The sequence below is a fragment of the Klenkia soli genome, assembly GCF_900103975.1.
GTDB classification, from domain to species: domain Bacteria; phylum Actinomycetota; class Actinomycetes; order Mycobacteriales; family Geodermatophilaceae; genus Klenkia; species Klenkia soli.
Map to the genome: position 1 here is coordinate 113,635 of NZ_FNIR01000002.1, position 14,246 is coordinate 127,880.

A 14,246-nucleotide genomic window follows, 5' to 3' on the forward strand; every position below is an offset into this window, starting at 1 on the left:
CCATGGACGTCATCGGGCTGCGCCGGGAGCGCGAGGTGCTCACCGTCGCGCTGCAGACCGACCGGCACGTGGTGCTCGAGGGCCCACCGGGCACCGGCAAGTCGACGCTGCTGCGCTCCATCGCCGCCGACGTCGGCACCGAGGTGGTCTTCGTCGAGGGCAACGCCGAGCTGACCCCGGCCCGGCTGGTCGGCCAGTACGACCCGTCCGCGGTCATGACCGACGGGTACGTGCCGACGAGCTTCACCGACGGCCCGCTGCTCACCGCCATGCGCGGCTCGGGCCTGCTCTACCTCGAGGAGCTCAACCGCATCCCCGAGGAGACCCTCAACGTCCTCATCACCGTGCTCACCGAGGGCGAGATCGCCGTCCCCCGGCTGGGTCGGGTGCGCGCGGCCGCCGGGTTCCGGCTGATCGCGGCGATGAACCCCTTCGACGCGATCGGCACCGCCCGGGTCGGGCAGGCCATCGCCGACCGCATGTGCCGGGTGGTGCTCGGCTACCAGGACGCCGACGCCGAGCGCGCCATCGTCAGCCAGGTGACCGGGGCCGACCCCCGGCTGGTCGTCCTGGCCGTGGCCCTCGTGCGGGCCACCCGCGAGCACCGCGACCTGCGCACCGGGTCCTCCGTCCGCGGGGCCAACGACCTGGTGCTCCTGCTCGACGGCCTGCTGCGCATGCGCGGCGAGGAGCTCGTGGACGGGCGCGGCACGGTGCGCGACGCCCTGCATGCGGCGCTGTCGGGCCGGGTCAAGGTCGTGGACGGCGTCGACCGCACCCCCGAGGCGGTGCTCGACCAGATCCTGGACGACCTCTGGCCGGCCGACGCCCCACCCCCCGAGGAGCAGGAGGACGAGGAGCGCGACCCGGGAAAAGCTGAGGGCCCGCAGGCGCAGCAGCCTGCGGGCCCCGACTCCCCGAGCTCGTCGAGCCGCGACCGCAAGAACGCCCAGCGCTCCCGGTCCACCCCGCGCCAGCAGCTGCGGCGCCAGCACGAGCAGTTCGACCAGGTCAGCCCCGAGGTCGGCGAGCTCGACGAGGGCGCCTTCTCCGCCCTGCTCGCCGAGCGCCCCGACGAGGCCGCCGCCCTGCTGGCCGACCTGGGCCGGGCCACCGACCGCGAGCTGCGGGCCGCCGCGCACCGGCTCGCGCGCCGGGTCTTCGTGCAGGTCGCCCGCGTGGGGACGACGCGCTCGCGCGGCACCCGCCGGCTGGTGCCCAACCGGCGGGCCGACGGCGACCTCGACCTGGACCGCACCCTCGACCGGTGGACCGGGCAGTGGCCGCCGGCCGCCGAGGACCTGGTCACCCGCACCTGGACCGGGCACCGCCGGGCCGTCTGCCTGGTGGTCGACGCGTCGGGCTCGATGCAGGGCCTCGGCGTGGCCATCGCCGCGGTGGCCGCCGCCGGGGTGGTGCTGGCCGCGGACGAGAAGCTGACCACCAGCGTGCTCAGCTTCGCCGGCGACGTCACCGAGCTGCAGCCGCTGGGCCGCCGGGTACCCCCCGAGGAGCTGGTCGGCCGCCTGGTCTCGCTGCGCGGCCACGGGATGACCGACCTGGCCGGCGCGCTGCGGGCCGCCCGGCTGCAGCTGGCCCCGGCCGTGGTGGACGAGCGGGTCGTCGTCCTCCTGTCGGACTGCCTGCACACCGCCGGCGCCCCGCCCGAGTCGGCGCTGACCGGCATCGACACGCTGCACGTGCTCTGCCCGCTGCCCACCGAGGAGGCCGAGGACGCCGCCCGCGCGCTGGCGGCCCGCGGCGCCGGGCGGGCCGAGATGGTGCGCACGGTGACCGACACCGGCCCGGCGCTCACCCGGCTGCTGGGCTGACCGGCCGGGCCGGGCCGGCGGGGTGAGAATCGGACACCGTGTCCACCATCCTGCTCGTCGACGACGAGACGGCGATCACCGACAACCTGCAGCCGTTCCTGGTGCGGTCCGGCTTCGAGGTGGTGGTGGCCGGGGACGGCGACACCGCCCTCGCGCGGATCGCCGACGCCGCGCCCGACCTGGTGGTGCTCGACGTGCTCATGCCCGGCCGGGACGGACGCTCGGTGCTGCGGGAGGTGCGGCAGAGCGGCGGGACCGTGCCGATCATCCTGCTGACCCAGATCGGCGAGTCCGGCGAGCGGGCGATGGCGCTCGAGGAAGGCGCGGACGACTACCTCAACAAGCCCTTCGACCCGCACGAGCTGGTCGCCCGGATCCGGGCGGTGCTGCGCCGGGGTGCCCCGCCGTCCGGTCCGTCGCTGGCCGGTGCCGACCGGCTGCGCAGCGGCCGGTTGGTCGTGGACCGCACCTCGCAACGGGTGCTCCGGGACGGCGCCGAGGTGGTGCTGACCCCGCGGGCCACCACCCTGCTGGCCTACCTGATGAGCCACCCCGGTGAGACGGTGTCCCGCGAGCGGCTGCTCGAGGAGGTCTGGGGCTGGTCGTTCCACACCAGCACCCGCACGGTCGACACCCGGGTCGCCGAGCTGCGCCGGGTGGTGGAGGTCGACTCGGCCGACCCGCAGCTGGTGGTCACCGTGCCCGGCGAGGGCTACCGCTTCGTCGGCCCGGTCGAGGCCGGCTGATGCGCCGGGTCGCGAGCTGGTCGCTCGCCCTGCTGCCGCTGGTGGCCGGGGTGGTGCTGGCCGTGCTGGGCCGCTCGGGCCGGCTGCCGGGTGACCGCTTGTTCCTCAGCGCGCTGCCGGGGGACTGGGCCCTGGCCGCCGGGGTGGCGGTCACGGTGGTCGCCGTCCTCGGCCTGCTGGTGGCCGGCGGGCGCGACCGGCGCTGGCGGCGCCGGCTGGCCGCGGTGTCGGCGTCGGCCGCGCAGGACCGCCGGCTGCTGCTGTCCCGCCTGGACCACGAGCTGAAGAACCCGCTGACGGCGATGCGTGCGGCGACGGCCAACGTCGCCGCGGGCTCGGACCCCTCCCAGGCCGCCGCGGTGGGCACCATCGAGGAGCAGGTGCTGAGGCTGAGCCGGCTGACCACCGACCTGCGCAAGATCGCCGACATCGAGAGCGCGCACCTCGACCGTCGTCCGGTGGACCTGACCGACCTCATCGAGGAGATGGTCGACGTCGCCCGGGACCTGCCCGGCGCGGCCGAGCGCGACCTGGTGCTGGACCTGCCACGTGCGCCGTGGCCGCTGCCGCCGGTGCCGGGGGACGCCGACCTGCTCTCCCTGGCCGTGGCCAACCTGCTGGACAACGCGCTGAAGTACACCCCGCCCGGCGGCCGGGTCGAGGTGCGGGCCCGGGAGTCGGCCGGCTCCGTGGTCGTGGAGGTGGCCGACACCGGTCAGGGCATCCCGCCCGACGAGCTGCCCCAGGTGTGGGAGGAGATGTACCGTTCGCCCTCGGCCCGGTCGGTCCCGGGCAGCGGCCTCGGGCTGCCGCTGGTCCGGGCCGTGGTCGAGCGGCACGGCGGCCGCGTGCACGCCGACAGCCGCGTCGGCGCAGGCACCGTCGTGCGCGTCGAGCTCCCCGTTCAGGCCGCCGCGTAGGGGGTCTGCTCGATGAGGCCCATGTCGCAGACGGGGCCGTAGGTCCACGTCACCGAGAGGCTGTCGGTCTCGTTGGGCGGGATCACCGTGAGCACCGCCGGGGTCGCCTCGCAGTCACCGGTGGTCGGTTCGGGACCGGTCGCGACCACCGTCCAGTGCAGGGTGGCCGCCACCGCCTGGCCGGGCTGCAGGGTCGTGCGGCTGCCGCCGGAGCCGTCCGGGCCGGCCACCCGCGACTGGCGGCTGGGCACCACGCTGCCGCCCTGGCCCACCAGGCCGAGGCCGCCGTAGCCGTAGACGGTGCAGACCTCGCCGCCGGTGTTCGTCAGGGTCAGCGTGGCGTACCGGTTCCCGGCCGCGCTGTCGCCCTGGGAGAGCGAGCCCGTGAGCTCGCTGGTGTGGCAGCGGTCCGGCCCCCCGGCGGTGGTCGGCTCGGGGTCGGCGGACTCGGGGGCAGGGGTCCCGCCCGACGCGGCGGAGGTCGCCGCCGCCGGCACCGTGGTGCTGGCCGGGGAGGTCGTCGCCGAGCTCGTGGTGGCCGACGGCGTGGTCGTGGTGGCGGGGCCCGCGGCGTCCTCGGTGCCACCGGTGAAGGAGCAGGCGCTCAGCGCGAGTCCACCGGCGAGCAGCACGGGCAGGGCCAACCGCTTCGTCAGGTTCGTCATGACCACCATGTTGCCCCGCGCAACCGTCGTCCTCACCTGCACGGACGTCACGGTCCGGTGGACCTCGTCACCGATCCGTGACACCCGGGTGCGGACGTGCGACGGCCCCGGATACCAGCACGCATCCGGGGCCGTCGGGTCGAGGGTGGCTCAGCTGCGCACGGACCGCTTGCCGGAGACGCCCTCGGCGACGCCGATCAGCAGCACGGCGGCGACGATCGCGACGATCGCACCCAGGATGTTCAGCTCGGTGAACGAGCCGGTGCCCAGCAGGGTGGCCACGACACCGCCGATCAGCGAGCCGACGACGCCCAGGCCGAGGGTGGCCAGGATCGAGAGGTTCTGCTTGCCGGGCTTGATGAGGCGTGCGACGGCGCCGACGACAAGCCCGAAGACGAGAAAGCCGATGATGCCCATGGTTGGTGCTCCTGACGTGGGGTGACCGCACATGCATGACGGCCACGGGTGGAGCACGGCTACCCGGCCGGGGTCGCCCCCAACCCTCGGCGGCCGGGCTCACCCGGTGGGGTCAGGCCGGTCGCGCGGGGTCAAGGGCAGACGTTCCTGTGCCGAAACCCCGTGCGAGGTGCCGAGGGGCACCGCACGGAGGCACCATGACGCAGCACGAGGACGCCGGACCGACCCCGCAGGGGTCGCCGTGGCGCATCCTGCTCACCGTGCTCGGCACCCTGGCCGTGATCGGGGTCGAGTTCGTCCTGCTCTACGGCGTGTACGCCCGGGCCACGCCCGTCGCGCAGCAGCGCGTGGTGGTCGCCGAGCTGGCCGGGACGCTGGACTCGGCACCCCGGGACCTGCCCGCCCTCCTGGACGCCGCGGCCGCCCGCCTGGCCGCCGCGGGCGCCGACGGCGACCAGGTGCAGGTGCTCCGCGCCGCCGCCGACGGCTCGGTCGACGAGGCGCGCGCGGACGTCGCGGCGCTGTCCGCCGACCTCGCCGACCACAGCTCGTCGCTGGACACCCAGGCCGCCCTCGCCTACACGGGCATGCTCGTCGTCGCCTCGGTGGGCTGGATGTTCTGGTTCCGCCGGTTGGTCTCGCGGCACCGCCGGCTGCAGGCCGAGGTCACCGAGCAGGCGGCGCTGGTGGCCAGCGAGGGCCGCCTGGCCAGCCTGGTCCGGCGCAGCGCCGACGTCATCGTCGTGCTGGGCACCGACGGTCGGGTCAGCTACGCCACGGACTCCGCCGCCGGCCTGTTCGGCGTCCCCGTCGCCGAGCTGCTGGGCACCGCCATCCACGACCGGGTGCGGCGGGCCGACGCCGAGCCGCTGGTGGCGCTGCTGGACGCCCGCCCCGAGGGCGACGCCGAGGTCGGGTTCCGGCTCACCCGGGACGACGGCCGCACGGTGCACGTGGAGGGCGTCTTCACCAACCTGCTCGCCGACCCCGGCGTGGCCGGTCTCGTGCTGACCCTGCGCGACGTCACCGCCCGCGTGGAGCTGGAGACGCAGCTGACCCACCAGGCCCTGCACGACCCGCTCACCGGCTTGTCCAACCGCCGGCTGCTGGGCGACCGCCTCGAGCACGCCCTGCGCCGTCGGGGGTCGCGCGACCTGACCGTGGTGCTCTGCGACCTGGACGACTTCAAGGACGTCAACGACCGGCTCGGGCACGCCGCGGGCGACCAGCTGCTGCTGGAGGTCGCGTCCCGGCTGCGGACGGTGGCCCGCGAGGGCGACACCGTGGCCCGGCTCGGCGGTGACGAGTTCGCCCTGCTGCTGGAGGACACCGGGCTGGCCGGTGCCCGCGAGGTCGCCGACCGCATCCACGAGTGGCTCGCGCAGCCGGTGGTCGTCGAGGGCGAGACGGTCTCGGTCAGCGCCAGCATCGGGCTGGCCGACGTCCTCGCCGAGGGCGTCACCGCCGAGGAGCTGCTGCAGCACGCCGACGTGGCGATGTACCTGGCCAAGGACGGCGGCAAGCGGGCCACCGCCGTCTACGAGGCGTCGCTGCACTCGGCCGCCCTGGAGCGGCTGCAGCTGCGGGCCGACCTGGAGCGCGCGCTGGGCGCGGGGGAGCTGGTGCTGCACTACCAGCCGACCATCACCCTCGGGCTGGACGACGGCCTCGCGCCCACCGTGCACGGCTTCGAGGCGCTGGTCCGCTGGCAGCACCCCGAGCGGGGGCTGCTGGCCCCGGTGCACTTCGTGCCGCTGGCCGAGGAGTCGGGGCTGATCGTGCCGCTGGGCACGTGGGTGCTGCAGGAGGCCTGCCGCTCGGCGGTGGCGCTGCAGCAGCCGGGCCGCCCGGACGTCGCCATGTCGGTGAACGTCGCGGTCGCCCAGCTCACCGCCCCGGGGTTCGTCGACCTGGTGCACGCGTCCCTGGCCGAGAGCGGGCTCGCCCCGCACCTGCTGGTCCTCGAGATCACCGAGACCGCGGTCCTCGCCGGTGCCGACGTGGTCGCCCCGCTGCTGGCGCAGCTGCGGGCCACCGGGATCCGGATCGCCATCGACGACTTCGGCACCGGCTACAGCTCGCTGTCCTACCTGCGCGACCTGCCGGTCGACGTCCTCAAGGTGGACAAGTCCTTCGTCGACCACGTGGTGCGCGACGAGCAGGGCGCCTCGTTGGCCGAGGCGATCATCGCCATGGGTCACTCGCTGCACCTGACGACGGTGGCCGAGGGGGTCGAGGACCGCGACCAGGCGACCTGGCTGACCTCGGCCGGCGCGACCTACGGCCAGGGGTACCTGTGGTCCCGGCCGGTGCCGCTGGTGCAGGCGGCTGCCCTGCTGAACGGCGCGGAGCGGGGGGTCCCCGCCCCCTGATCCCGCCCAGGGGGTTGACCACCCCGCCGCCGGGGCAGGGGTCGGGGCGTGACCGGGTGGGGTGCGTCGTCGCCCGGGAGGTCGCGCGGGACGGCCCTCCCGTCCGACGTCGACGCGGCCTTCTCCGACGGTCGCCACCTGGACGACGACTACCTCGTCCGGCGGGCCCAGGGCGGGTCGGTCGCGGCCTTCGAGGTGCTCGTCGCCCGGCACCAGCAGCAGGTCTTCCGGCTCGCCCACCGGTTGGTCGGCGAACGGGCCGCCGCCGAGGACGTCGCCCAGGACGCGCTGGTCTCGGCCTGGCGGGCGCTGCCCGGCTTCCGCGGGGAGGCCGGCTTCGCGACCTGGTTGCACCGGATCACCACCAACGCCGCCCGCCAGCTGCTGGCCCGGCGCCGGTCCACCGTCCCGCTGACCGGGGAGGAACCCGTGCCGGAGCACGAGCAACCCGAGGCCCGAGCCCTCACCACCGCCCGCACCGACGCCCTGCGGGTCGCCGTCCGGGAGCTGCCGTTCGAGCAGCGGGCCGCCCTGGTCCTGGTCCAGTTCGAGGGCCTGTCCTACGCCGAGGCCGCCCGCACCCTGGAGGTGTCCGAGCCCACCCTGCGCGGCCGGGTCGCCCGGGCCCGGCGGTCCCTGCTCGAGCAGCTGCGGGGCTGGCGATGACCGGCGACGCGCTCCGCCACGACGAGGAGGACCCCGTCGACGGGGCCGAGCTGGACGGCGCGCTGCGCGAGCTGGCCGCCGAGGCCGAGCCGGTGCCCTCCGGGCTGGCCGGCCGGGTCGTCGAGCGCGTCGACGGGCTGGCCGGCCACGACTGGCACGCCGTGCTGGTGCAGCCCGGCGGGCGTACCCGGGTGGCCGGCTGGGTGGTCGCACTGGTCGCCCGCCGGGCCGCCGCCGCGGTCGACGGCGTCGGCGGGGCGACCAGCCGGGCGTCGGCGGACGGCGTCGACGGGGTCGTCGTCGAGCTGGGGCTCACCGTCCGGGCCGGCGTCCCGCTGCCGTCGCTGGCCGAGCAGGTGCGCCGGTCGGTCGTCGGTGCGGTGCGGGAGCTGACCGGCGTCGAGGTGGTCGCGGTCGACGTCCACGTCGACGACCTGGTGGAGTGAGGCAGGTCACACCACGTCGGCGTGAGGAATGCCGCCCGGGCGACTCCAACCCATCGAGCACCCCTGAACCGGCCTGCGCTCGGGCCAGCAACCGAAGGGACCGACGATGACCGAGTCCACCAAGTCCGACGCCGCGAAGACCTCGACCGAGCTGGTCTCCAGCCAGGGCAAGACCACGATCGCCGACACCGTGGTGGCCAAGATCGCCGGCATGGCCGCGCGCGAGGTGCACGGCGTCTACCGGCTCGGCGGCGGCACCGCCCGCGCGTTCGGCGCCATCCGCGAGCGCATCCCGGGCTCCGGCGGCCCGAACGTCAGCCAGGGCGTCTCGGTCGAGGTCGGCGAGACCCAGGCCGCCGTCGACATCGACGTGGTCGTCGAGTACGGCGTGGCCATCGCCGACCTCGCCGCGGGCATCCGCCGCAACGTCATCCAGAGCCTGCAGCAGATGACCGGCCTGCAGGTGGTCGAGGTCAACATCGCCGTCGACGACATCCACCTGCCCTCCGACGAGTCCGGCGACGACGCCGAGCCCACGCCGAGCCGGGTCCAGTGACCTCCCCGGGCCGCGCCCTCGTCGCCGGCGTCGACCCGCAGGTCGTCGCCGCGGCGGTGCTCGCGTGCCCGGCCGTCGTCCGGCTCTCCGGCGGGCCGTTCGGCGCCGCCGGCACCTACCTGCCGGGCGGGCGGGTGACCGGGGTCGTGGTCCGCGAGGTGGCCGGCGGCGGAGCGCCCGACGTGGCCGTGCACCTGGTGGTCCGCGCCGGGGTGCCGGTCGCCGAGGCGGCCGAGCAGGTCCGGACCGCGCTGGTCGTGGTCGTCCCCGGCTCGCGGGTCGACGTGCACCTCGAGGACGTCGAGGACTGATCCCGTGACCACCCCCGGACCCGACCCCGCCGCCCTGCGTTCCCGGCGCGCGGCCGAGCGGGCCTTCGTCCGGGCGCACCACCCCGACGTCGGCGGCGACCCGGTGGCCTTCGCCGCCGGGCTCGCCGCCCTCCGGGCCGGCCGCACCCCGGCCTCGGCCCCGCCGGTCACCGTCGTCGCCACCCGGCGGCTGCGGACGGCACCGGTCCGGTTGCTGCGTCGCTGGCGCCGGGCCCGCCGGACGGCCTCCCGCTCCACCCGGCTCAGCTGAACCACCTACCTCCAGGAGACCCCCATGCGTCCCAGCACAGTCGGACTCGTCGTCGGGATGGTCCTCGGCATCGCCGGGGCCTTCGGCGGCTTCGGCGCCTTCGTCCTCGTCGCCGTCCTCGCCGCGCTCGGCTTCGTGGCCGGCAAGGTCGTCGAGGGCCAGCTCGACCTCTCCTCCCTGATGGGCTCCGGCGACCGCTCCCGCCGGGACCGGTGACCACGCCGACCGCAGCGGTCCCGGCCCCGGCCGCCGACCCGCTGCCGGAACCGGAGCACCGGGGTCGCACGACGATCGCCGACCGGGTGGTCGAGCGGATCGCCGCCGCGGCCGCCGCCGAGGTGGACGCCGCCACCGGCACCGCCCGGCGCGTGCTGGGGGTCGCGGTGAGCAGCGCCGACCGGCCCCGGGTGTCCGCCCGGGTGCACGGCGAGGAGGCCACCGTCGAGATCGACATGTCCGTGTCCTGGCCGGCTCCGGTCCGCCAGGTCACCCGCCGGGTCCGCGAGCACGTCGGCGAGCGGCTGGTCACCCTGGTCGGCCTGCGCAGCGCGCGGATCGACGTCCACGTGGCGGCGCTCGTCGTCGAGCGCGCCCCCGAGCAGAAGAGGGTGGTCTGAGTGCGCAGCGTCGACCGCGTCCTGGCCCTCGTCCTGGGCCTGGTCGGTCTCGCGGGCGGGATCCTGGTGGCCGCCGAGGTGGTGCAGGGCCTGCTCGGCCGGCCCGGCCACCTGCTCGTGCCCTACGAGGGCACCGCGTCCTGGCTGCGCGACCACACCTGGTCCAGCGGCGCCGTGCTGACCATCGGCGGCGTGCTCGCCGTCCTCGGCCTGCTGATGCTCGTGCTGGAGCTCAAGCCCCGCCGCAGGACCCTGCTGGTCGTGGCGACGGAGGACGACGACGTCGTCACCGCGGTCTCCCGCACCGGCGTGGGCCGGGCCCTCGAGCAGTCGGTGGCCGGCCTGTCCGGCGTCGACGGCACCCGGTCCTCGGTCGGCCGCCGCACGGCCACGTTGACCGTGCGCACGGCGCTGCGCGAGACCGGCGACCTGGAGTCCGTGGTGCGCGAGCGGGCCGGCGTCGCGCTGCAGTCCCTCGGGCTGGTCGCCGCCCCGAAGCTGGACGTCGACCTGCAGCGGGTGTCGGCATGAGCGGCCCCGCGGCCCTCGCGCCGGTCACGCGCACGCCCGGCGCCGTCCGGGTCAACCGCTCGGTGCTCACCGTGCTGGCCCTGCTCCTGCTCGCCGCGGGGGCCTTCACCCTGCTGGTCGGGCTGGGTGTGCTCGGTGCCGACCAGGCCGACCGCGCCGTGGTCGACCCACCGGTCGACGACGTCGCCCGCACGGGCTGGTTCTGGCCCGTGGTCGGGGTGGCCGCGCTGCTGGTCGCCGCGCTCTCGGCGTGGTGGCTGGTGGCGCAGGCCCGCACGGACCGGCTCGCCCGGCTCCGGCTGGACGACGACCCCGCCGGCGGCCGCACGCTGCTCGAGGGGACGGCGCTGACCCGGGCGGTCGAGGACGAGGTGGGCGACCTGGCCGGGGTCACCCGGGCGTCGGCGCACCTGTCGGGCACCTCCTCGGCGCCGCGGCTGCACCTGCGGGTGCGGCTGGACGGCCGGGTCGACCCCGCCCAGGTGCACCGGGCGATCAGCGGCGAGGTGCTGGCCCATGCCCGGCAGGCGCTCGAGGTCGAGCGGCTGCCCGCGCGGGTGGAGCTGGACCTGCCCCGCAGCACGGCCCGGGCCCTGGGCTGACGTTGCACGGACGTGACGGCGGTCACCACCGGCGGTCCTGACGGGATAGCCTCGGGGACCGCCGTCCGACCACGGTCTGGAGGTCCGCCATGACCGCCGTGCTGGGCACGTCCGGGCTGCCGGCCCCGCCGGTGTCGGCCGCCGGCCCGTTCAGCAAGTACCTGGTGCCCGAGGTCGTCTTCGGGTGGGGGGCCCTCTCGGAGGCCGGGCACGCCGCCCGTCGGCTGGGTGCCCGGCGTCCCTTCGTCGTCACCGACGACGGGCTGCTCGCGGCCGGGTGGTGGGGGGAGCTGGAGCAGCACCTGGCCGCCGCCGGCCTGGTGGGCACGGTCTGGCAGGACCTCACGCCCAACCCGAAGGACCACGAGGTGGCGGCCGGTGCCCGGGCCTACGCCGAGAGCGGCTGCGACGTCGTGGTCGGGCTGGGCGGCGGGTCGGTCATCGACGCGGCGAAGGCCATCGCCGTGGTGGCCAGCAACGGCGGCGCGATCGGCGACTACGAGGGCGTGGACAAGGTCGGTCTCGCCCTGCCGCCCACCCTCATGTGCCCGACGACCGCGGGCACCGGCGCCGACGTCTCGCAGTTCGCCGTCATCACCGACACCGCCCGGTTGGTCAAGGCAACGCTGATCGGCCGGGCCCTGGTGCCCGACATCTCCATCACCGACCCCCGGCTGCTCACCACCATGCCGGCCGACCTCGCCGCCGCGACCGGCCTGGACGCGCTCACCCACGCGGTCGAGGCCTACGTGTCCCGGGCGCACGGCCCGCTCACCGACGTGCACGCGCTGCACGCCGTCGAGCTGATCGCGGCCAACCTGCGCCGCACCCTGAGCCACCCCGACGACGCGGCCGCCCGCACCGCGATGGCCCAGGCCAGCCTCGAGGCGGGCCTGGCGTTCACCAACGCGATCCTGGGCGCGACGCACGCGATGAGCCACCAGGTCGGCGGCCTGCTGGACCTGCCGCACGGCGTGGTCAACGGGGTGCTGCTGCCGCACGTCATGCGCTTCAACGCCCGTACCGGCCCCGACCGGTTCGGCCCGGTCGCCGCGGCGCTGGGGGTCGACACCGCGGGGCTGTCCCCGGCCGCCGCGGCCGAGGCCGCCGCCGACGCGGTGGCGACGCTGGCCGCCGACCTCGGGTGCCCCGGCGGGCTGGCCGAGCTCGGCGTGCGCCCCGCCGACGTGGCCACCCTGTCGGTGACCACGCTGGCCGATGCGTGCCTGTCGACCAACCCGCGGGAAGCGGACGCCGACGACGTCGCCGAGCTCTTCCGGGCGGCGATGTGACCGCGCCGGGCATCAGCGAGCTCACCGGGCTGCGCTCGTCCAAGCCCTCCTGGTACGCCGAGTACCGGCACACCGCCGACAAGCTGACCCGCGCGCTGGGGTCGCTGGACCACATCGCCCAGGTGCTCAGCGCCACCGGCCGCGGCGCCGACGCGCTGTGCCGGGCCGTCGTCGACGCCACCGCCGAGCACCTCGGCGCCGCCTGGGTGGTGCTCGCGCTCGGCGAGCAGGCGCTGCCGTTGGCCCGACCCCGCCTGGTCGCCCGTGGCCCGTCCGGCGACCCGGTGCACGAGCTGGCCGAGCTGCCCGGCGGGGTGCGCCGTGCCGTCGCGGGGGCGCTGGCCGCCGGGGTGGTCGAGCCCTGGCAGGACGCCGACGGCGCGGTCGTCGTCCCCCTGGTGGTCGACGACGGGTCGACCGGCGCACTGGTCGCCTGGGTCGGGCCGCGGTCGCCGGCCTCCCCGGCGGACCTCGCCATCCTGCGGATCGTGGCCAACCAGTCGGCGGTGGCGCTGCTGAGCGACCACCTGCTCGCCGGGTCCGAGGCGCTGCGCCGGCAGACCGAGCAGCTCTACGCCGAGGCCGAGCAGCGGGCCCGGGACCTCGCCGAGCGGCACCGGCAGCTGGCCGAGGCCGAGCGTCGGCTGGACGACGCGGCCCGGCGCGAGGCGGTCGACGTCGAGCGGCACCGCATCGCGCGCGAGCTGCACGACAGCGTGGCCCAGCACGTGCTGTCGGCCGGCATGACCATCGAGTGGTGCCGGCCCGAGGTCGAGCACCACCGGGAGGTGCACGAGCGCCTGGGGCACGCCAAGGCGCTCACCCGGGAAGCGGTCGAGCGGCTGCGCGGGGCCATCCACGCGCTGTCCAGCGACCACGACGACCCCGGCCTGCCCACGCTGCTGGCCCGGCTCCCGGCCGAGCACCCCGAGCTGGCCGTCGCCGTGCGGGTGGAGGGCCGGCCGGTCGAGCTCACCGCGGCCGTCGTCGAGGCGATGTCGAAGATCGCCGCCGAGTGCCTGTTCAACGTCTCCCGGCACGCCGGGGCCACCCGGTGCACCGTGCGGTTGGCCCACCGCCCGGGGGAGCTGCGGCTCTCGGTCTCCGACGACGGCCACGGCTCGCCCGAGACCCTGCGCCGGGCCCTCCGCGAGGACGCCGGCCAGCACCGCGGACTGGTCAACATGGCCTCCCGGGCCCGCGAGGTCGGCGCCGTGCTGACCATCGCGCGGGCCCGCATGGGTGGCGTCCGGGTCGAGGTCCGGCTCCCGCTGGAGGTGGGCGGTGGCTGAGGCCATCCGGCTGGTCGTGGTCGACGACCACGCCATCGTGCGGCAGGGGCTGCGGTCGATCCTCGAGCGCGAGGCCGACATCCGGGTGGTCGGCGAGGCCGCCACCGCCGCCGAGGCGCTGGACCTGGTCGCCCGCGAGCGACCGCACATCGTGCTGCTGGACCTCAAGCTGTCCGCGGAGTCCGACGTCGCCGGCCTGGCCCTGTGCGGCGAGCTCACGAGCACCGTCCCGGCCCCCGGGGTGCTGGTGGTGACCACGTTCCTGGACCAGCGGCTGGTGCTGCAGGCCATCCAGGCCGGCGCCCGGGGGTACGTGCTCAAGGACGTCGACGCGGTCGCGCTGGTGGCCGCCATCCGGGCGGTCCGCCGCGGGGAGTCGGCCTTCGACAGCCACAGCGCGGCGGTGGTGGTGCGGTCGCTGGCCACGCCGTCGTCGGGTCCCGACGGGTCCGACCTCACCGGGCGGGAGAGGGAGGTGCTGGCGCTGCTGGCCCGGGGCCTGTCGAACGAGGGGATCGGCCGCGAGCTGTTCATCTCGGCGACCACGGCCAAGTTCCACGTGGGCAACGTGCTGCGCAAGCTCGCGGTGTCCCGCCGCGCCGAGGCGGTCTACGCGGGCTCCAAGCTGGGGCTCATCTGACGCGGCCTCCGGGCCGGTTGCCCTGTCGTGGGGCATGATCGAGGGGGTTCACCGGACCGGACGACGGGGG

General features: G+C 76.1%; 18 protein-coding genes. 16 read left to right on the forward strand and 2 right to left on the reverse strand.

The genetic code is table 11. The annotated features are described in order from the left end of the window. Positions 1-2: 2 nt before the first annotated feature. The 3 genes from BLS67_RS23645 to BLS67_RS03425 are packed head-to-tail and all read left to right on the forward strand — an operon-like array spanning position 3 to position 3,498. On the forward strand, positions 3-1,832 hold the full coding sequence (locus BLS67_RS23645; RefSeq protein ID WP_165617454.1) for an AAA family ATPase: 1,830 nt from the start codon (positions 3-5) through the stop codon (positions 1,830-1,832). 38 nt (positions 1,833-1,870) lie between these two features. After that, a complete protein-coding gene (locus BLS67_RS03420; RefSeq protein ID WP_091239782.1) occupies positions 1,871-2,578 on the forward strand; it encodes a response regulator transcription factor in 708 nt (235 codons plus the stop codon). Beyond that, positions 2,578-3,498, forward strand: a complete 921-nt coding sequence (locus BLS67_RS03425; RefSeq protein WP_091239785.1) for a sensor histidine kinase — start codon at positions 2,578-2,580, stop codon at positions 3,496-3,498. The genes BLS67_RS03420 and BLS67_RS03425 overlap by 1 nt, the downstream gene beginning before the upstream one ends. Here the strand turns inward: BLS67_RS03425 and BLS67_RS03430 are convergent. Both BLS67_RS03430 and BLS67_RS03435 read right to left on the reverse strand, forming a co-directional pair. Further along, positions 3,483-4,163 carry a DUF4232 domain-containing protein gene (locus BLS67_RS03430; RefSeq protein WP_165617455.1) on the reverse strand — a complete coding sequence of 227 codons (681 nt, stop codon included), beginning with the start codon at positions 4,161-4,163 and terminating at the stop codon, positions 3,483-3,485. The two genes, BLS67_RS03425 and BLS67_RS03430, sit on opposite strands and share 16 nt — an antisense overlap. 150 nt (positions 4,164-4,313) lie before the next feature. After that, positions 4,314-4,580: a GlsB/YeaQ/YmgE family stress response membrane protein gene (locus tag BLS67_RS03435; protein ID WP_207500231.1), complete on the reverse strand. Its 267-nt coding sequence runs from the start codon at positions 4,578-4,580 to the stop codon at positions 4,314-4,316. Positions 4,581-4,777: 197 nt separating this feature from the next. On the opposite strand from BLS67_RS03435, the gene BLS67_RS03440 reads away from it, so the two are divergent. The 13 genes from BLS67_RS03440 to BLS67_RS03500 all read left to right on the forward strand — a co-directional run bounded on the left by BLS67_RS03440 (position 4,778) and on the right by BLS67_RS03500 (position 14,176). Next, positions 4,778-6,952 carry a putative bifunctional diguanylate cyclase/phosphodiesterase gene (locus BLS67_RS03440; protein WP_091239792.1) on the forward strand — a complete coding sequence of 725 codons (2,175 nt, stop codon included), beginning with the start codon at positions 4,778-4,780 and terminating at the stop codon, positions 6,950-6,952. A 48-nt stretch (positions 6,953-7,000) separates the two neighbouring features. Further along, a complete protein-coding gene (locus BLS67_RS03445; RefSeq protein WP_207500233.1) occupies positions 7,001-7,618 on the forward strand; it encodes an RNA polymerase sigma factor in 618 nt (205 codons plus the stop codon). After that, entirely contained in the window at positions 7,615-8,064 is a 450-nt protein-coding gene (locus BLS67_RS03450) for an Asp23/Gls24 family envelope stress response protein (protein ID WP_091239795.1), read from the forward strand. Before BLS67_RS03445 ends, BLS67_RS03450 begins: the two co-directional genes overlap by 4 nt. A 106-nt stretch (positions 8,065-8,170) precedes the next feature. Then, positions 8,171-8,620 carry an Asp23/Gls24 family envelope stress response protein gene (locus BLS67_RS03455; protein WP_091239799.1) on the forward strand — a complete coding sequence of 150 codons (450 nt, stop codon included), beginning with the start codon at positions 8,171-8,173 and terminating at the stop codon, positions 8,618-8,620. Then, complete coding sequence (locus BLS67_RS03460) at positions 8,617-8,931, forward strand: hypothetical protein (protein ID WP_091239802.1); 315 nt, start codon at positions 8,617-8,619, stop codon at positions 8,929-8,931. Before BLS67_RS03455 ends, BLS67_RS03460 begins: the two co-directional genes overlap by 4 nt. A 4-nt stretch (positions 8,932-8,935) precedes the next feature. After that, positions 8,936-9,202, forward strand: a complete 267-nt coding sequence (locus BLS67_RS23145) for a hypothetical protein (RefSeq protein ID WP_207500234.1) — start codon at positions 8,936-8,938, stop codon at positions 9,200-9,202. 24 nt (positions 9,203-9,226) lie between these two features. After that, positions 9,227-9,418 carry a hypothetical protein gene (locus BLS67_RS03470; RefSeq protein ID WP_091239806.1) on the forward strand — a complete coding sequence of 64 codons (192 nt, stop codon included), beginning with the start codon at positions 9,227-9,229 and terminating at the stop codon, positions 9,416-9,418. Then, positions 9,415-9,819 (forward strand): Asp23/Gls24 family envelope stress response protein, encoded by a 405-nt coding sequence (locus BLS67_RS03475; protein ID WP_091239811.1) that lies wholly within the window; start codon positions 9,415-9,417, stop codon positions 9,817-9,819. The genes BLS67_RS03470 and BLS67_RS03475 overlap by 4 nt, the downstream gene beginning before the upstream one ends. After that, a complete protein-coding gene (locus BLS67_RS03480) occupies positions 9,820-10,350 on the forward strand; it encodes a DUF6286 domain-containing protein (RefSeq protein ID WP_091239814.1) in 531 nt (176 codons plus the stop codon). After that, positions 10,347-10,952 carry a hypothetical protein gene (locus BLS67_RS03485; protein ID WP_091239820.1) on the forward strand — a complete coding sequence of 202 codons (606 nt, stop codon included), beginning with the start codon at positions 10,347-10,349 and terminating at the stop codon, positions 10,950-10,952. Before BLS67_RS03480 ends, BLS67_RS03485 begins: the two co-directional genes overlap by 4 nt. A gap of 89 nt (positions 10,953-11,041) precedes the next feature. Continuing rightward, entirely contained in the window at positions 11,042-12,244 is a 1,203-nt protein-coding gene (locus tag BLS67_RS03490; protein ID WP_091239823.1) for an iron-containing alcohol dehydrogenase, read from the forward strand. After that, positions 12,241-13,536 carry a sensor histidine kinase gene (locus BLS67_RS03495; RefSeq protein WP_131801666.1) on the forward strand — a complete coding sequence of 432 codons (1,296 nt, stop codon included), beginning with the start codon at positions 12,241-12,243 and terminating at the stop codon, positions 13,534-13,536. The genes BLS67_RS03490 and BLS67_RS03495 overlap by 4 nt, the downstream gene beginning before the upstream one ends. Next, positions 13,529-14,176 (forward strand): MadR family response regulator transcription factor, encoded by a 648-nt coding sequence (locus BLS67_RS03500; RefSeq protein ID WP_091239830.1) that lies wholly within the window; start codon positions 13,529-13,531, stop codon positions 14,174-14,176. The genes BLS67_RS03495 and BLS67_RS03500 overlap by 8 nt, the downstream gene beginning before the upstream one ends. Positions 14,177-14,246: the final 70 nt, after the last annotated feature.